The following is a 17101-nucleotide window of genomic DNA, read 5'->3' on the forward strand; positions in this document are numbered from 1 at the left end:
CCGGCCGAGTAAGCACGCCACCAGGAACGGCCCTTCCCGTCGGGGAGGGCCGTTCCGCGTACCCGAGCAGCCGAGGAGGCTGCCGCGCCCTCGGCCCGGCCGCCGCGCGGCGGCTACCGGTGGCTGGCCGGGGACCACCACATCCACACCCAGTACAGCGACGACGGCAAGTACCGGGTGATCGACCAGGTCCGGCACGCGGGCGCGCACGGGCTGGACTGGGTGGTGATCACCGACCACGGCGGGCCGGTGCACGCCAAGCTCGGCGTGGACAAGGTCAACCCGGACATCGTGGCCGCCCGCCGGGACACCGGCACCCTGGTGTTCCAGGGCCTGGAGTGGAACATCCCGGCCGCCGAGCACGGCACCGTGATCGTGCACCCCGGCCGCAACGAGGTCTCGGTGCTCAAGGAGTTCGAGACCGGCTTCGACGGCCGCACCCGCAACGCGGGCGCGGCCACCGCGGCGAACGAGGCGCTGGCCATCTCCGGCCTCAACTTCCTGGCCGACGCGGTGGGGCGCAGGCGGATCGAGGACGTGCTGTTCCTGGCCAACCACCCCGCGCGCAAGGGCCTGGACTCCCCGCACGAGATCCGCGGCTGGCGGGACGCCCAGCCCAGGATCGCGGTCGGCATGGAGGGCGCGCCCGGCCACCAGGCCGCGGGCATCCCCAAGCCGAACGGCCCCGGCGGCGCGCGCGGCCTCTACGACGCCAGCCCCGGCCCGGACTCCTGGCCGGGCTATCCGCTGGAGTCCTACCGGACCTTCGGCGGTTTCGACTGGATGACCGCCACCGTCGGCGGCCTCTGGGACAGCCTGCTCGCCGAGGGCAAGCCGTGGTGGGTCACCGCGAACTCCGACTCGCACAACGTCTATGCCGACACCGCCGTGCGCGGCCCGAACACCGACTTCACCGCCAACGGCAAGCACAGCGACCCGGTGCACGGCGGCAAGCCCGACCTCGGCGCCGGCGACTTCTTCCCCGGCTACTACAGCCGCACCCACGTCGGCGCCAGGGACCACTCCTACGGCGCGGTCCTGGAGGCGATCCGCGCGGGCCGGGTGTGGGTCGACCACGGCGCGCTGGTCGCCGGCCTGGACGTGCAGCTGCGCACCGCCGACCGCTGGGGCCAGCAGTCGGTGCCCCTGGGCGGCGTCCTGCACGCCCGCCGCGGCACCAGGCTGGAGCTGGTGGTCACCATCGAGGCGGCCCGGCTGCCGAACTGGGCGTCGTTCGTGCCGAAACTGGCGCGGGTGGACCTCATCCAGGGCAAGGTGACCGGGCCGGTCACCGACCGGGACGCCACCACCGCCCCGGACACCAAGGTCACCCAGGCCTTCGAGGTGCGGCCGGAAGGCACACTCCGGATCGTGCACCAGCTGGGCAGGTTGGACAGTCCGTGCTACCTGCGGCTGCGCGGCACGGACGGCAACCGGCAAGCGGTCGGGCTACGTGGGGCCTCGGTGGACCCGCACGGCCCGGCCATGGACGTCATCGGCGACGCTGACCCGTGGAGGGATCTGTGGTTCTACACCAACCCGATCTGGGCCCTGCCCTGGTGACCGGGGTCGACCGCGGCAGCAAGGACCTGGCCGCGGCCGACCACCTGGCCCGCGAGCTGGTCGCGGAGTTCGCGCTGCCGGAGGAGGTCCTGGTGTGCACGCACTTCGTGCGCACGCAGACCCCGCACGTGGCGCTGTCCTTCGCGGCCCCGGCCGGCTACCCGGGCGCGCTGCCAGCCGACGACTCGCCGGGGGCGGAGCTGGCCGCGGCCGAGCACCGGTCCCGGACCGCCGGCCGGGCGGTGATCTTCCCCGGCTCGGGCGGGCTGACCGGGGCGGTGCCGGTGGCGCGGGTCCTGGACACCGCGGTCGAGCGGATCGTGGTGCTCGGCGGCCCCGAGCCCGCGCCGGAGGCGGTGCTGCACACCAGGGACCACGTCCGCCCGGAGTGGCGCGAGGGCGTGCTCACGCTGACCGTCACCCCGGCGGGCGACGGCTTGGCACCGTTCGAGGTGCCCAACCCGACGCCCTGCTGCGCCGACCACTAGCCGGCTAGCGGTCGCTGGGGGTGCTCGCCAGCGGGAACCCCAGCGGCCGCTCCTCCAGCACGCCGGCCGCGGCCAGGGCCCGGGCGGCCAGCTGCATCAGCGGGTGGAAGCGGTAGCGGAAGTAGGCGCCGTGGTTCTCCGGCTCGGTGGAGGCGACCTCGGCGAGCTGGAACTCCACCAGGCGCTCCAGCACCGCCTCCGCGGCGTCCTCGTCGATGTTGAGCGCCAGGGCCGCCTGCTCCACCGAGATCGGCCCGCCGGGCAGCGAGCCCAGGCGGACGAAGGCGGTGCGGTAGCGGCCCGCGAGGAGGCGGTAGTTGGCCTCCACGCTGGCCCGCACGTCCAGCTTGCCGCTGGCCAGCTCGCGCAGCCGCTGGTCCTCCGAGACCAGGCGGTCGGTGAGGCGGCCGATGGACCAGTGCGGGCGCAGGGTCAGCCGGGTGGCCGCGGCCAGCAGGGCCAGTGGCAGGCCGCCGCAGAGCTCGACCAGGGTCTGCGCGGAACCGGCGTCCTGCTCGACCCTGGGCGCGCCGATGACCGAGCGCAGCAGCTCCAAGGAGTCCGTGGCATCCAGCGGGGTGAGGTCGACGGTGAGCGCGGCGCCGTGGAAGGGGACCCGGCGGCGGCAGGCGACCAGCACCGCGCAGCCGGGGCCGCTGGGCACCAGCGGGGCGATCTGGGCGGCGCTGCACGCGTTGTCCAGCACCACGACCACCTTGCGCTGCACCGTCCAGCTGCGGAAGAGCTGGCTGCGCTCGCGCAGCTCGGTGGGCAGCGGGGTGTTCGGGCCACGGATGGCGCGCAGGAAACCCGCCAGGGCCTCCTCGGGCTCGGTCTCGGCGAGGTCGGCGTAGAGCTGGCCGTGCGGGAAGCGGGCCCGCACCCGGTTGGCCACGTGCGTGCAGAACGCGGACTTGCCCACCCCCGGCGGGCCGACCACCGAGACCACCGGCGGCGCGCTCTGCGACCCCGCGGTCAGCAGCGACTCCGCCGCGGCGAGCTCGGCGGCCCTGCCGACGAAGGACGGCAAGTCCGGCGGCAGCTGCGCCGGCGGCTCGGCCCAGCTGGGGGCCGGGCGGACCTGGGTGGTCAGCGGCGGCGCCGGTTCGGTCTCATCGCCGCCGTTGAGCAGGGTGCGGTGCAGGCGCTGCAGCTCGGGGCCGGGTTCCAGGCCGAGGCGGTCCACCAGGGTGGCGCGCAGGCGCTGGAAGACGCGCAGGGCCTCCGAGCGGCGGCCGGAGCGGTGCAGGGCCAGCATCAGCTTGGTGTGCAGGCCCTCGTGCGTGGGGTGCGCCTCGGCCAGGGTGGTCAGCTCGCCGATGAGCTGGTGGTGGCGGCCGAGCATCAGCTCGACCTCCATCCGCTGGTCGGTCACGCTGGCCCGGCTCTCGGCCAGGCGGGCCACGTGCCCGCGCAGCACCGGCCCCGGGTCCACATCGGACAGGGCGGGGCCGCGCCAGACCGCCAGCGCGCCGCGCAGCGAGTCGGCGGCCTGGTCCAGCTGGCCGTTCTCCAGCTCGCCCCGGCCGCGCTGGGCCAGCTCGGTGAAGCGCTGCACGTCCAGGGTGCCCGAGGGCAGGGTCAGGGAGTAGCCGACGCGATGGGTGTGCAGCACGACGGAGGCCGACTCGGGGGCGTTGCGGCCGGTGGCCCCGAACAGCTTGCGCAGGTGGGAGACGTAGGTCTGCAGGGTCGTGGTGGCGGTTGGCGGCGGAGTTCCGTCCCACAGCTCGGCCATGAGCTCGTCCACGCGCACGACACTGTTCGCGCTGACCGCGAGAAGAGCTAGCACCTGACGCAGTTTTGGTGGGCTCGGCGTGATGGCCACCCCGCCGCGCAGCACCTCCAACTGGCCGAGCACGGACACTTGGATGTTCATCTACCTCCACGTTCCGGACCCCCGCGAGGGCTCAGCACGCACTGGTATATCGCACTTACTCACTCGATTGGTGCAATTATGCTTGGTCCATCAAGTGATGGGAAATCATCCCCGATCGAACATCAGGTGTCATGCGAGATGCTTAGAGATTCTTTAATCGCAAGAATCACCCGAAAGAGCCGCCATCAGGGGGTTCCCATAACGGGCAAATCACGGTATGACGGCGGCTAATCCGAGTTTCCATCATATTGCTCGACGGTGAATCAGGCCGCCAGCACCTGCCCGTCGGCCACGGTGACCTTGACCGGGGTCAGCCCGGTGGTGGCCGGTCCCTTCTTCACCGCGCCGGAGCCGGCGTCGAACTGGCTGCCGTGGTTGGGGCAGGTGATGGTGCCGTTGGCCGGTGGCGCGACCGGGGTGCCGGCGTGCGGGCAGGCCGCGTTGAACGCCCTGACCTCAGTCTCCGAGGCCCGGACCAGCAGCAACGGTCCCTGCGGCCCGGTGACCACGGCGCCTTTGCCGACCGGGATGTCGGCCAGCTTGGCCAGCGCCCCGCCCGGGGCCGCCCCGCCGGTGCCGCCGGGTGTGCCGCCGGGTCCGGATCCGGCCGGTGTCTCGGTGCCGCAGGCCGAGACCAGCCCGGCGGGCACGAGCAGGGCCGCGGCCAGTCCGCACAGCACGGTGCGCCGGGTGGGTCTGGGCAGCTCGGGAGCGGGCACGGGAACCTCCTGTGGTGGGTGGACGGTCCAGTTGGTGCCCTGTACTACGAGAGCTCCGCGAACCGGGTTCAGCCGGTGGCCAGCCGGACGATCTCCTCGGTGACGAGTTTGGGCACCTGTTCCGGAATCCAGTGCGTGATGCCCTCGACCTCGACGAACCGGTAGGGCCCGGTCACGTGCTGCGCGCAACGCTCCGCGCCTGCCCGGCCGAGGGCGCGGTCCTCGGTGCTCCAGAGGTAGGTGGTGGGCACGGTGACGCGGCCGAGCTCGCCGAGCTCGGGGCCGATCGCCCGGTACCAGTTGAGCGCCCCGGTCAGCGCCGCCCGCTGCCCGAGCAGGGCCAGGTGCGGGGCCGCCTGCTCCGGCGTCAGCGGCGGGACCATGGTCTCGCGCAAGCGCTGGGCATCCTCGGCGAGCAGCACGTCCTCGGCCTTGCCCTCGGTGCGGAACAACTCGATGTAGGCGGAGCGGGCCTGCTGGTCGGCATCGTGCGCGCGGGCCCAGGCGAAGGCGGCCGGGTGCGGCACGGACAGCGCGGTCAGCGTGCGGGTCCGCGCCGGGTGCCGGACGGCCACGTTCCAGGCCACGATGGCGCCCCAGTCGTGGCCGGCCACGTGCGCGGCGGGCACGTCGAGGGCGTCCAGGATGCCGATCGCGTCGGCGGCCAGCAGCGGGATGTCGTAGCCGTCGACCGCCTCCGGCCGGGCGCCGGGTGAGTAGCCGCGCTGGTCCGGGGCGACGGTGCGGTAGCCGCGGGCGTTGAGCAGCTCGACGACCTCGTCCCAGCAGTGGTGGGACTGCGGGAAACCGTGCAGCAGCAGCACCACCTCGCCGTCGGCCGGTCCGGACACGGCCACGTCGAAGGTCAGCTCACCGAGGCGAATCTCCATGCGCCCCAACGTACCTCTCCCGCAGCACCCGGATCGCCTTGACCGCGCGCGGCCCGTCCCAGGACTGGATGGCCACGGCCGGGTAGTGCTCGTCGTGCGGCAGGTCCAGCTTGGCGAAGTAGGCCTTGTCCGGGAAGCTGATGCCGAGGATCTCCTGCCAGGACAGGCGTTTGCGGGCGACGAACCCGCGCACGTCCACCCCGTCGGCGTCGATGACCAGCCGGGGCCTGGTCAGCACCAGCGCGCCCGCGGCCAGCAGCACGCCGACGATGACCATGGCCACCTGGTCGGAGATCCGGAAGTGCGCGCCGGTGTAGGTGGCCCGCATGAAGATCCCGGCGCTGGCGAAGGCCAGGAACAGGATCGGGGCCAAGGTGAACCCGATGATCCGGACCAGGTGCGGGCGGATGACGACGGCGGCGGGGGTCGCGGTCTCGGTCTGCTCTGCCACGACCGTCATTTTCCACCTCGCAGCTGCCGCAGCGTCACCGCGGTGTCGATGGCCGCCACACAGGCCTCGAAGCCCTTGTCCTCAGCGCTGCCCGGCCGCCCGGAGCGGTCCAGGGCCTGTTCCAGGGTGTCGCAGGTGAGCACGCCGTTGCCGACCGGGGTGGACTCGTCCAGGGCGATCCGGGTGAGGCCGTCGGTGACCGCGTCGCAGACGTACTCGAAGTGCGGGGTGCCGCCGCGGATGACCACGCCGAGGGCGACCACCGCGTCGTAGCGGCGGGCCAGCTCCTGGCAGACCACCGGCAGCTCGATCGCGCCCGCGACCCGGACCACGGTCGGCTCGGGCACGCCGGCCTTGGCCGCGGCGGCCAGCGCGCGCTCCACCAGCAGGTCGGTGATCTCGGGATGCCAGCGGGTGGCCGCGATCGCCACGCTCAGCCCACCGGCCTCCGGAACCTCGATCTCCGGCCGTCCTGCCCCGCTCATGCCCGGTCTCCCGTCTCCGCCCCGAGGTTCTCGAGGTCGTACAGCTCGTGGCCCATCCGGTCCCGCTTGGTGCGCAGGTAGCGCAGGTTCTCCGGGTTGGGCCGGATCGGCATCGGCACCCGGTCGACCACGCGCAGGCCGTAGCCCTCCAGGCCCACGCGCTTGGCCGGGTTGTTGGTGAGCAGCCGCATGGAGCGGATGCCCAGGTCGGAGAGGATCTGCGCGCCGGTGCCGTAGTCGCGGGCGTCGGCCGGCATGCCCAGGGCGAGGTTGGCGTCCACGGTGTCGGCGCCATTGTCCTGCAGCTGGTAGGCCTGCAGCTTGTGCATCAGGCCGATGCCGCGGCCCTCGTGGCCGCGCATGTAGAGCACCACGCCGCGGCCCTCGGCGGCGACCGCGGCCAGCGCGGCGTCGAGCTGGGGCCCGCAGTCACAGCGCAGCGAGCCGAACACGTCGCCGGTGAGGCATTCGGAGTGCACCCGCACCAGCACGTCCTCGCCGTCGCCGAGCTCGCCGGTGACCAGGGCCACGTGCTCGATGCCGTCCAGCAGGCTGTCGTAGCCGACCGCGCGGAAGACGCCGTGCGCGGTGGGGATGCGGGCCTCGGCGACCCGCTGCACCTGCTTCTCGAAACGGCGGCGGTAGGCGATGAGCCCGGCGATGCTGATCAGCTTGAGGTCGTGCTCGGCGGCGAAGACCTCCAGCTCGTCGCGGCGGGCCATGTCGCCGTCGTCCTTCTGGCTGACCACCTCGCACAGCACCCCGGCGGGCCGGAGTCCGGCCAGGCGGGCCAGGTCCACGGCGGCCTCGGTGTGGCCGGGACGGCGCAGCACGCCGCCTTCCTTGGCGCGCAGCGGGACCACGTGGCCGGGCCGGTTGAAGTCAGCCGCGGTGGAGGCGGCGTCGGCGAGCAGCCGGATGGTGTACGCCCGGTCGGCGGCGGAGATACCGGTGGACACGCCGCTGCGGGCGTCCACCGTCACGGTGTAAGCGGTGCCGCGGGCGTCCTGGTTGGTGTGGTACATCGGCGGCAGGTCGAGCCGGTCGCAGTCGGACTCCGGCAGCGGCACGCAGATGTAGCCGGAGGTGTAGCGCACGGTGAAGGCGATCAGCTCCGGGGTGGCCTTCTCCGCGGCGAAGATGAGGTCGCCCTCGTTCTCCCGGTCCTCGTCGTCGACCACGATGACGGGCCTGCCCGCCGCGATGTCGGCGATGGCTGCCTCGATGGTGTCGAATTCGGTCACCGGGTCTCCTTGGTAGCGGCCGTGATGGCCCCGCTGGCGAGCTTCTCGACGTACTTCGCGAGCACGTCCACTTCCAGGTTGACCTGGTCCCCGGGCTGCCGGATACCAAGTGTGGTCAAGTCGAGCGTTGTTGGGATGAGGCTCACGGTGAAGAAGTCCTCGCCGACCTCGACCACGGTCAGCGAGACGCCGTCGATGGCCACCGAGCCCTTCTCCACCAGGTAGCGGGACAGCGCCGGCGGGATGGCCACCCGGACGAGCTCCCAGTGCGCGGAGGGCTCGCGCGCGGCGATGGCGCCGGTGCCGTCCACGTGGCCCTGCATGATGTGCCCGCCCAGGCGCTGGCCCACGGCGGCGGCGCGCTCCAGGTTGACCGGGTCGCCGGCGGCGGCCTTGCCGAGGTTGCTGCGCTGGAGGGTCTCGCGCATCACGTCGGCGGTGAACACGCCGTCCCCGGCCTCGACCACGGTCAGGCAGACGCCGTTGACCGCGATCGAGTCGCCGTGCTTGGCGTCGGAGGTGACCAGCGGCCCGGCCACGGTGATCCGCGCCGCGTCGGTGAGCTGCTCGACCGCGACGAGATAGCCTCGTTCCTCCACGATCCCGGTGAACACGTCGTCCTCCTCCTACGGCGCGGGTACCGCGCTGATCCGCACGTCCGGTCCGCTCCTGCCGACCTCTTCGAACTGCAACCGCACGGTGTCGGCGATCGTTCCCACCCCGGCCTCGGCCAGCGCGGCCGGACCGGCGCCGAGCAGGCCGGGGGCCAGGTAGAGCAGCACCCGGTCGATCAGCCCGGCGGCGGCGAAGGCCCCGGCCAGCCGCGGCCCGCCTTCCAGCAGCACGTCCACCGCGCCGAGGGCGGCCAGCTCGGCCAGCACCATCTTGGGCTCGTGCGTGCGCAGGTGCAGGGTCCGCGCCGCGTCGTTGCGCACCCTGGCCGCGGCGGGCAGGTCGCCCGCGCCGACCACCACGCGCAGCGGCTGCCGCGGCGCCAGGCCGCCGTCGGGGGTGCGGGCGGTGAGCTCGGGGTCGTCGGCGAGCACGGTGCCGCGGCCGACCATGATCGCGTCAGCCTGGCCGCGCAGCCGGTGCACCTCGGCCCTGGACTCCGGGGAGCTGATCCAGCGGCTGGTGCCGTCGGCGGCGGCCACCCGCCCGTCCAGAGTCGCGGCGTACTTCCAGGTCACGTGCGGGCGGCCGGTGCGGGCGTGGTGCAGCCAGGCACGCAGCGGCCCGCGCCGCACCTGCTCGGCCAGCAGGCCCTCGCTGACCTCGACGTCCCCGGCGCGCAGCCGGTCGGCGCCACCGGCCGCCCTGGGGTTGGGGTCGGCCACCGCGTAGTGCACCTCGGCGACGCCCGCGGTGAGCAGGGCGTCCACGCAGGGCGGGGTGCGGCCGGTGTGGTTGCAGGGTTCCAGGGTCACCACGGCGCAGCCGCCCCTGGCCTTCTCCCCCGCCTCGCGCAGGGCCATCACCTCGGCGTGCGGGCCGCCGGGCGGCTGGGTCGCGCCCACCCCGGCCACGGCGCCGTCGGCGTCCAGGATGACCGCGCCGACCGGCGGGTTGGGGCTGGTGGTGCCCAGCACGGCGGTGCTGGCGGCGATGGCCGTGCGCATCGCCTCCACCAGCGGCAGCCGGTCCTGGGGGCTCATCCCCGGACCGCGGCGGCCTTGGCGCGCAGCGCGCTGACGGCGGCGGCCGGGTCGTCCGCGCCGTAGACGGCCGAGCCCGCCACGAAGCAGTCCACCCCGGCCTCGGCGGCGGCTTCGATGGTGTCGTCGTTGATGCCGCCGTCGATCTCCACCACCAGCTTCAGGTGGCCGGTGTCGACCAGGCGGCGGGCGGTGCGGACCTTGTCCAGCACCTCCGGCATGAAGGACTGGCCGCCGAAGCCGGGCTCGACCGACATGACCAGCAGCGTGTCGTAGTGCTTGAGCACCTCGAGATAGGGCTCCAGCGGGGTGCCGGGCTTGATCGACAGCCCGGCCTTGGCGCCTGCGGCCTTGAGGTCCTTGGCCAGCTTGACCGGGTCCTTGGCCGCCTCGACGTGCACGGTGACGTTGTAGGCGCCCGCCTCGGCGTAGCCGATCGCCCAGCGGTCCGGGTCCTCGATCATCAGGTGGCAGTCGATCGGGATGTCGGTGGCCTTGAGCAGCGATTTGACCACGGGCAGGCCGAGGGTCAGGTTGGGCACGAAGTGGGCGTCCATCACGTCCACGTGCAGCCAGTCGGCGCCGCGCACGGCGGCGGTCTCCTCGGCGAGACGGGCGAAGTCGGCGGAGAGGATCGACGGCGCGATCATCGGCTGGCGGCACACGCCGGTGAGTCTATGCCGCCCGCTGACGCCGCCTGGACAGCAGGTATGCGCCCACGAGCATGAGCAGGAACGGGACCCCGGCCAGCCAGGCGGTGGCGAACTGCTCGGTGAAGGCGGTGGTGACCAGCACGGCGGCGACGAAGAGCATCGCGGCCACCGTGGTGTAAGGCGCGCCGGGCAGCCGGACCGGGGAGGGCGGCAGCCCGGCGGCGGCACGCTGTCTCCGGAAGGCCAGCTGGGTGGCGAAGATGAGGATCCAGGCGACCAGCGCGCCGAACAGCGCCAGGCCCACCAGCAGCGGGAACGCCTCGGCCGGGGACAGCACGGAGACCAGCACCGCGATCACCAGGCCGAGCGCGACCACGCCGAGCGCGCGGGTGGGCGAGCCGCGCCCGGAGACCTTGGCCAGCGCGCGGGGGGCGTGCCCGTCGCGGGCCAGCGAGTAGAGCATCCGGGAGCTGAGGTAGAGGTTGGTGTTCATCGCCGAGAGCGCGGCGGTGAGGATGACGAAGTTCATGATCCCGGCCGCGGCGGGGATGCCGGCGAAGGTGAACAACCTCACGAACGGGCTCTCCAGGACCCCCTGCGCGGAGGCGGTCTCCCGCCACGGCACGATGCTGACCACCACGGCCATGCCGAGCACGTAGAACAGCACCAGCCTGGCCACCATGCCCTTGGCCGCGCGCGGCACGTCCCTGGCGGGGTCCTTGGACTCCGCGGCGGTGACCGCGACCGCCTCGGTGCCCAGGTAGGAGAAGGTGACCACGGTCACCGCCAGCCAGACCGCGCCGAGCCCGTTGGGCGCGAACCCGCCGTCGTGCCAGGCCGAGAGTCCCGGCGAGGGGTGGCCGGGCAGGCCGAAGGCCAGGTAGGCCGCGCCGAGCAGCACGAACACCACGATGGTGGCGACCTTGATCATGGCGAACCAGTACTCGAACTCGCCGAAGAAGCGCACCGAGGCGAAGTTGACCGCGAGCACGCCGAGGGAGAACAGCAGCACCGGCAGCCACAGCGGCAGCTGCGGGAACCAGAACCGCGCGTACAGCCCGGCGGCGACCACCTCGCTGCCGATGTTGACCACCTGCGCGGCCACATAGATCCAGCGCTGCACGAACCCGGCCATCGGCCCGAGGTAGCGGTGCGCGACCGTGCCGAAGCCGCCGGGTTCGGGGTGCACCACGGTCATCTCGGCCAGCGCGTAGGCCAGCGCAAGCGCGGCGACGGCGGCCAGCAGGTAGGCCAGCACCACCGCGGGCCCGGCCAGTGAGATGGCCAGTCCGGAGCCGAGGAACAGGCCGGTGCCGATGGCCCCGCCGATGGCGATCATGCCGACCTGTCTGCCGGTCAGCTCCCGGCGCAGCCCCTGGTGTTCCACAAGGGACCATCGTGCCACTTCCACAGTGGACTGATTGCCAGGCCTCAGGTCAGCTGGTAGCCCGCCCTGGGCACGGTGCGGATGACGCAGGGCTCGCCGAGCTTGCGGCGCAACGTCATCACCGCCATCCGGACCGCGTTGGTGAACGGGTTGGCGTGCTCGTCCCAGGCCTTCTCCAGCAGCTGTTCCGGGCTGACCACCGAGCCCTGCGCGCGCAGCAGCACCTCGAGCACGGCGAACTCCTTGGGCGACAACAACAACGGCGTGCCGTCGCGCAGCGCCCGGTGCCGGGCCAGGTCCAGCACCACGCCGCGGTGTTCCAGCACCGGTGGCAGCGCGGGGCTGGCCCGCCTGCCCAGGGCGCGGATGCGGGCCAGCAGCTCGGCGAAGGCGTAGGGGCGGGCCAGGCAGTCGTCGGCGCCCAGCTCCAGGCCGTGCAGGCGATCGGCCAGCGCGGGGCCGGTGACCAGCAGCAGCCTGGCCTCCGGCGCGAGCACGGATGTCTTGGCGCACAACCGGTCCCAGCCGGGCAGCTGCTGGTCCAGCACCAGCACGTCGTAGTCGTGCACCCCCAGCCGCGCCAGCACCCCCGCGGTGTCGCGGCAGTGGTCCACCGCGATCGAGAGCCGCCGCAACGCCTCGACCTCGTCCTCGGACCTCCGGTGCGCGGCCTCCCCGAGCAGCACCCGCATGTCCCGATCCCCGTTCTGTCAGCGATCCATAAAGATCGTCCTTAGCGGCCCGATAAGCACCGCCACATAGACCTGACGCCACAGCCGGGCGTGTGTTGCGTCCGGAGTGGATGGTGGAGGTGGCCGGTGCGCACTGCGCTGGAGAGACTGTGGCGCAGCCCACTCGGGCGCGCGGGGATCATCGTGGCGAACCTGGTCGCGCTGATCGCCCTGTTCACGCGGTGGGGCGACCAAGGGCTGTTCGTGTTCACCACGCCGATCGACCTGGACGTCTACCGGATCGGCGCGCAGGTGTGGCTGGACGGCGGCGAGCTGTACGGGACGATGCCGCTGACCCAGGCCGGGGTGGGCCTGCCGTTCACCTACCCGCCGCTGGCCGCGGTGCTGTTCGTGCCGCTGACCTGGATCTCCTGGAGCACCGCCGCGCTGGCGCTGACCTCGCTGACCGCGGCGCTGACCGCGCTGGTGGCCGCCATGGTGCTCAACCGGCTCGGCGTTCGCGCGGCCGGCCGGGTGCCGTGGCCGCTGCTGACCGCGCTGCCGCTGGCGCTGGCGCTGGACCCGATCCGCGGCACCGCCGGGTTCGGGCAGATCAACATGATCCTGCTGGCCCTGGTCGCGGTGGACTGCCTGGCCCGCGCCCCGCGCTGGCCGCGCGGCCTGCTGATCGGCATCGCGGCCGCGATCAAGCTCACCCCCGCGGTGTTCCTGCTGTTCTTCCTGCTGAACAAGGACCGGCGGGCCGCGCTGACCACGGTGCTGAGCTTCCTGGGCGCGACCGCGCTCGGTTTCCTGCTGGCCGCCCGCGACTCGGCCCAGTACTGGACCGAGACCCTGTTCGACACCGGCCGCATCGGCGGCGCCACCTACCCGGGCAACCAGTCGATCAAGGGCCTGCTGGCCAGGACCGGCCTGGAGGGCGTGCCACTGACCGTGCTGTGGCTGCTGTTGTCCCTCGGTGTGCTGTTCCTGCTGCTGCGCGGCATGCGCCAGGCCTTCGACACCGTCGGCGCGCCGTGGGCGCTCTCGCTCAACGCGCTGGGCGGGCTGCTGGTCTCGCCGGTGTCCTGGTCGCACCACTGGGTGTGGGCGATGCCGGTGCTGCTGTGCCTGGTGGTGCACGGCGCGCGGGCCAAGGACAAGCTGGCGCTCTCGCTGGCCGGGGTGTTCGGACTCGTCACCTTCCTGTCCCCGCACTGGTGGTTCTCCTACTACGACCACCTGGGCTGGAACCTGGCCCAGCACGTGCTGGGCAACGCCTACACCCTCTCCGCCGCGGCGATCCTGGTGCTGGCCCCGAGACTGTTCGTCACCGAACGTTCCGGTGAGCTCGCGGATACGGCCAACCGGGCGAAGTTGTCCCCCGTCTGACGGTAGGCACCTGATCTCCGGCTGCGCGCCGAGCCGGGGTCCCACCAGACTGGCCACATGGGTCGAATCGCCATCGTTGGCTCAGGTCAGTCCGGACTCCAGCTCGGTGTCGCGCTCCTGCGGGACGGCGACCACGACATCACCCTCTACTCCCCCGTCACCGCGGAGCAGATCGCCTCGGGCCGGCTCCCCTCCAGCGCCGCGGTCTTCGGCGCGGCCAGGGAGCTGGAGCGGGCGGCGGGATTGTCGTTGTGGGACAACGAGGATCCGTTGATCGACGGTCTGCGGCTGCGGATCGGCGACGGCGCGGGCGGCACCGCGGTGGGGTGGGACACCCCGCTGCGGGCCGCCGCCCAGGCCGTGGACCAGCGGGTGAAGTACCCGGCCTGGCTGGCGGTCTTCGAGCAGCTGGGCGGCAGGCTGGTGATCGAGCAGGTCACCCCGGAGTCGCTGGATCGCATTGCGGCGCACCACGATCTGACCGTGGTGGCCAGCGGCAAGGGCGGGCTGAGCAAGATCTTCCCGGTGCGCGCACAGTCCCCCGTCGCGCGCACCCTGGGCCTGTGCGCGGTGCACGGCCTGCGGGTGAGCAGCCCGGACCGGGTGCGTTTCAGCATCCTGCCCACGGTCGGCGAGGTGATCGCCATCCCCGCGGTCACCGCGGACGGCCCGGCCTGGTTCATGCTGCTGGAGTCGGTCCCCGGCGGCCCGATGGACCGCTGGGCGGAAAGCGCTACCCCGCGGGCGCACCTGGCGCTCACCGAGGAGTTGCTGACCGAGTTCTTCCCGTGGGAGGCCGAGGGTTTCCGCGGCGCGGAGCTGGTCGACGAGCACGCCTGGCTGGCCCACCCGAGCGGTCTCCAGCCCACCGAGCGCGCCCCGGTGACCACCCTGCCCTGTGGGAAACCGGTGCTGGGCCTGGCCGACGTGGTGGTGCTCAACGACCCGATCGCCGGTCAGGGCGCGAACAACGCCGCCCACCACGCGGCCGTGACGCACCGGGCGATCCGCGGCCACGACGGCCCGTTCGACGAAGCCTGGATGCACCGCTGCTTCGCCGAGTTCTGGTCGCACGCCCAGTGGTCGACGAAGTTCTCCCACGCTCTGCTGGCCCCGCCGCCGGCGCACGTGCAGAAGCTGCTCGGCCTGGCCGCGATGCGCCCGGCGATCGCCGAACGCTTCGCCAACGGCTTCGTCAACCCACCTGACCTCCAGGAGTGGTTCTTCACCGAAGCCGCGGCGGAGCGCTACCTGGCCACGGTCTGACTCACTCCGCCGGGCGGCGGAACAGGGCGCAGAACATGGCGTCGGTGCCGTGCCGGTGCGGCCACAGCTGCACCGACGGGCCGGGGCCGAGGTCGGGCACGTTCGGGAAGTACTCGCGGGTGTCCAGCTGTTCCGCGCCGGTGCGGCGGGCGACCTCGGCGACCACGCTGACCGTCTCCCGCAGGTGCGGCGAGCAGACCACGTAGGCGACCACCCCGCCGGGGCGGACCAGGTTCAGCGCGGAGAGCAGCAGCTCGCGCTGGAGCTTGGTCAGCTCGGCCAGGTCGTCGGGGCGGCGGCGCCAGCGGGCCTCCGGGCGGCGGCGCAGCGCGCCCAGCCCGGTGCACGGGGCGTCGACCAGGACCCGGTCGTAGCCGCCCTCGGGCAGGCCGGGGTCGCGGCCGTCGGCGATGTGCACGGTGATGGGCAGGCCGGAGGTGGCCTTGCGGACCAGGTCGGCGCGGTGCGGGGCCTTCTCCACCGCGTCCAGGGTGCCGCCCTGCATGCTGACCAGCGCGGCCAGCATGCCGGCCTTGCCGCCGGGTCCGGCGCACAGGTCCAGCCAGGTCTCGTCCGGGCCCGCCAGCGGCGCTCGGCTCAGTGCCAGGGCGCACAGCTGGCTGCCCTCGTCCTGCACCGCGGCCAGGCCCTCGCGCAGCGGGTCCAGGTCGCCGGGGTCGCCCGCCCCGGGGTCCAGGTGCACGCCGTAGGGCGAGTAGGGGGCTTCCTCGCCGCCGGTGATGGCGGCCAGCTCCTCGGCGGTGACCTCGCCGGGACGCGCGGCCAGGTGCACGGCCGGCCGGGCGTCGTCGGCGGCCAGCGCGGCGGCCAGTTCGGCCTTCTCCGGGCCGAGGGCCTCGGCGAAGGCCTGGGCGATCCACTTGGGGTGGGCGTTGGCGAAGGCCAGGTGCCCGACCGGGTCGCTGTCCTCGTCGGGGGCGAGCTCGGCGACCCAGGCCTCCTCGTCCTGCTGGGCGACCCGGCGCAGCACCGCGTTGGCGAAACCGCCGGCGCCGGTGCCCAGTTCCAGGCGGACCAGGTCCACGGTGGAGGCGACCGCGGCGTGCGCGGGGACGCGGGTGCGCAGCAGCTGGTAGGCGCCCAGCCGCAGCGCGTCCAGCGCGACACCGTCCACTTCGGCCAGCGGCCGGTCGCTGCACGCCTGCAGGACCGCGTCGAGGAGGCCCTGGGCGCGGCAGGCGCCGTAGGTGAGCTCGGTGGCCAGTCCGGCGTCGCGGCCGTGCAGGCGCCGGTCGCGGAGCAGGCCGGGCAGCACGAGGTTGGCGTAGGCGTCGCGTTCGCGGACCGCGGTCAGGGTGTCCAGGGCGGCTTTGCGGGCCGGGTCGGTCTCCGGCGGACGGCGCGGCCCCGAGCGCCGGCGCGGGGGTCCGCTGCGGTCCGAGCGGGCCTGCCGACGGTTGGGCTGGTGCATCATCCGAGCCGTTCTCCCTGTTCCGGCCGCACGCCCCGAGCCCAGTCGGTGGCGGCCATCCGTTTCTTGCCCTGGGCCTGGACCTCGCCGAGGGCGAGTGGTCCGGTCGCGGTGCCGACGAGCACCCTGCGTTTTTCCACCCGCAGCTCGCCGGGCGGCAGCGCCTCGGCTTCGACCGGGGTGAGCGGTCCGAGTTTGAGGCGTTCGCCGCGGAACTCCGCCCAGGCCCCCGGTTCGGGGGTGACCGAGCGGACCAGCCGGTCCACCGCGGTGGCCGGCTGGGTGAAGTCGGCCTTGGCGTCCTCCACGGTGACCTTGCCCGCGTAGGTGACGCCCTCCTCCGGCTGCGGCCGGGCCTCCAGGGTGCCGTCTTCGATGCCGTCCATGGTCGCGGTGAGCAGCCGCGCGCCGGAGCGGGACAGCCGGTCCAGCAGCTCACCGGCGGTGTCGCGGTCCCGGACGGTCTCGGTGACCACGCCGAAGACGGGTCCGGCGTCGAGGGGTTTGACGATCCGGAAGGCGCTGGCCCCGGTGATCTCGTCGCCCGCCTTGATCGCGGCCTGCACCGGAGCCGCGCCGCGCCAGGCGGGCAGCAGCGAGAAGTGCAGGTTCACCCAGCCGTGTCTGGGGATGTCCAGGGTGCGCTGGGGCAGCAGCGCCCCGTAGGCGACCACCGGGCAGCAGTCGGGGTCGAGCTCGCGCAGCCGCGCCAGGAACTGCTCATCCCCGGCTTTCTCCGGGGTGAGCACCTCGATGCCGTGCTCGTCGGCCAGGGCACCGACCGGGGAGCGGTGCAGGCTGCGGCCACGACCGGCGGGCGCGTCGGGGCGGGTGACCACGGCCACCACCTCGTGCCGCGGCGAGTCGATCAGGGCGCGCAGGGAGGGCAGCGCCACCTCGGGCGTGCCGGCGAAGACCAGGCGCAT

Annotated in this window: 17 protein-coding genes; 4 read left to right on the plus strand and 13 right to left on the minus strand. The window is 73.3% G+C overall.

What is annotated here, in order from left to right; genetic code table 11:
- Positions 1–141 precede the first annotated feature (141 nt).
- Both ACWDY5_RS07595 and ACWDY5_RS07600 read left to right on the plus strand, forming a co-directional pair.
- Positions 142–1563, plus strand: a complete 1422-nt coding sequence (locus tag ACWDY5_RS07595) for a histidinol-phosphatase (RefSeq protein ID WP_449721704.1) — start codon at positions 142–144, stop codon at positions 1561–1563.
- Positions 1560–2051 carry a hypothetical protein gene (locus ACWDY5_RS07600; protein ID WP_449721459.1) on the plus strand — a complete coding sequence of 164 codons (492 nt, stop codon included), beginning with the start codon at positions 1560–1562 and terminating at the stop codon, positions 2049–2051. The genes ACWDY5_RS07595 and ACWDY5_RS07600 overlap by 4 nt, the downstream gene beginning before the upstream one ends.
- A 4-nt stretch (positions 2052–2055) precedes the next feature.
- On the opposite strand, the gene ACWDY5_RS07605 is transcribed toward ACWDY5_RS07600, so the two are convergent.
- The 11 genes from ACWDY5_RS07605 to ACWDY5_RS07655 form a co-directional block, all read right to left on the minus strand.
- Positions 2056–3930, minus strand: a complete 1875-nt coding sequence (locus ACWDY5_RS07605; RefSeq protein WP_449721460.1) for a BTAD domain-containing putative transcriptional regulator — start codon at positions 3928–3930, stop codon at positions 2056–2058.
- Between the two features lie 263 nt (positions 3931–4193).
- Positions 4194–4649: a Rieske (2Fe-2S) protein gene (locus ACWDY5_RS07610; protein WP_283660074.1), complete on the minus strand. Its 456-nt coding sequence runs from the start codon at positions 4647–4649 to the stop codon at positions 4194–4196.
- Positions 4650–4717: 68 nt separating this feature from the next.
- The gene (locus tag ACWDY5_RS07615; protein ID WP_449721461.1) at positions 4718–5539 is read right to left on the minus strand and encodes an alpha/beta fold hydrolase; all 822 of its coding nucleotides are present in this window, start codon (positions 5537–5539) and stop codon (positions 4718–4720) included.
- Positions 5520–5990, minus strand: a complete 471-nt coding sequence (locus ACWDY5_RS07620; RefSeq protein ID WP_449721462.1) for a PH domain-containing protein — start codon at positions 5988–5990, stop codon at positions 5520–5522. The genes ACWDY5_RS07615 and ACWDY5_RS07620 overlap by 20 nt, the downstream gene beginning before the upstream one ends.
- Positions 5991–5995: 5 nt before the next feature.
- On the minus strand, positions 5996–6475 hold the full coding sequence (gene ribH, locus ACWDY5_RS07625) for a 6,7-dimethyl-8-ribityllumazine synthase (RefSeq protein ID WP_449721463.1): 480 nt from the start codon (positions 6473–6475) through the stop codon (positions 5996–5998).
- Complete coding sequence (locus ACWDY5_RS07630; protein ID WP_449721464.1) at positions 6472–7719, minus strand: bifunctional 3,4-dihydroxy-2-butanone-4-phosphate synthase/GTP cyclohydrolase II; 1248 nt, start codon at positions 7717–7719, stop codon at positions 6472–6474. Before ACWDY5_RS07630 ends, ribH begins: the two co-directional genes overlap by 4 nt.
- Positions 7716–8333 (minus strand): riboflavin synthase, encoded by a 618-nt coding sequence (locus tag ACWDY5_RS07635; RefSeq protein WP_449721465.1) that lies wholly within the window; start codon positions 8331–8333, stop codon positions 7716–7718. The genes ACWDY5_RS07630 and ACWDY5_RS07635 overlap by 4 nt, the downstream gene beginning before the upstream one ends.
- A 12-nt stretch (positions 8334–8345) precedes the next feature.
- The gene (gene ribD, locus ACWDY5_RS07640) at positions 8346–9374 is read right to left on the minus strand and encodes a bifunctional diaminohydroxyphosphoribosylaminopyrimidine deaminase/5-amino-6-(5-phosphoribosylamino)uracil reductase RibD (protein WP_449721466.1); all 1029 of its coding nucleotides are present in this window, start codon (positions 9372–9374) and stop codon (positions 8346–8348) included.
- A complete protein-coding gene (rpe, locus tag ACWDY5_RS07645) occupies positions 9371–10024 on the minus strand; it encodes a ribulose-phosphate 3-epimerase (RefSeq protein WP_449721705.1) in 654 nt (217 codons plus the stop codon). Before rpe ends, ribD begins: the two co-directional genes overlap by 4 nt.
- A gap of 25 nt (positions 10025–10049) precedes the next feature.
- A complete protein-coding gene (locus ACWDY5_RS07650) occupies positions 10050–11414 on the minus strand; it encodes an amino acid permease (protein WP_449721467.1) in 1365 nt (454 codons plus the stop codon).
- A gap of 44 nt (positions 11415–11458) precedes the next feature.
- Positions 11459–12106 carry a response regulator transcription factor gene (locus tag ACWDY5_RS07655; protein WP_449721468.1) on the minus strand — a complete coding sequence of 216 codons (648 nt, stop codon included), beginning with the start codon at positions 12104–12106 and terminating at the stop codon, positions 11459–11461.
- 126 nt (positions 12107–12232) lie between these two features.
- Here ACWDY5_RS07655 and ACWDY5_RS07660 point away from each other — a divergent pair, with 126 nt between their 5' ends.
- Both ACWDY5_RS07660 and ACWDY5_RS07665 read left to right on the plus strand, forming a co-directional pair.
- The gene (locus ACWDY5_RS07660; protein ID WP_449721469.1) at positions 12233–13477 is read left to right on the plus strand and encodes a glycosyltransferase 87 family protein; all 1245 of its coding nucleotides are present in this window, start codon (positions 12233–12235) and stop codon (positions 13475–13477) included.
- 57 nt (positions 13478–13534) lie between these two features.
- Positions 13535–14743, plus strand: coding sequence for a styrene monooxygenase/indole monooxygenase family protein (locus tag ACWDY5_RS07665; protein ID WP_449721470.1), 1209 nt, complete (start codon positions 13535–13537; stop codon positions 14741–14743).
- Position 14744: 1 nt separating this feature from the next.
- On the opposite strand, the gene ACWDY5_RS07670 is transcribed toward ACWDY5_RS07665, so the two are convergent.
- Both ACWDY5_RS07670 and fmt read right to left on the minus strand, forming a co-directional pair.
- Positions 14745–16178 carry an RsmB/NOP family class I SAM-dependent RNA methyltransferase gene (locus ACWDY5_RS07670; protein WP_449721471.1) on the minus strand — a complete coding sequence of 478 codons (1434 nt, stop codon included), beginning with the start codon at positions 16176–16178 and terminating at the stop codon, positions 14745–14747.
- Positions 16175–17101: a methionyl-tRNA formyltransferase gene (gene fmt / locus ACWDY5_RS07675; RefSeq protein WP_449721472.1), complete on the minus strand. Its 927-nt coding sequence runs from the start codon at positions 17099–17101 to the stop codon at positions 16175–16177. The genes ACWDY5_RS07670 and fmt overlap by 4 nt, the downstream gene beginning before the upstream one ends.

The organism is Crossiella sp. NPDC003009, from assembly GCF_053591555.1.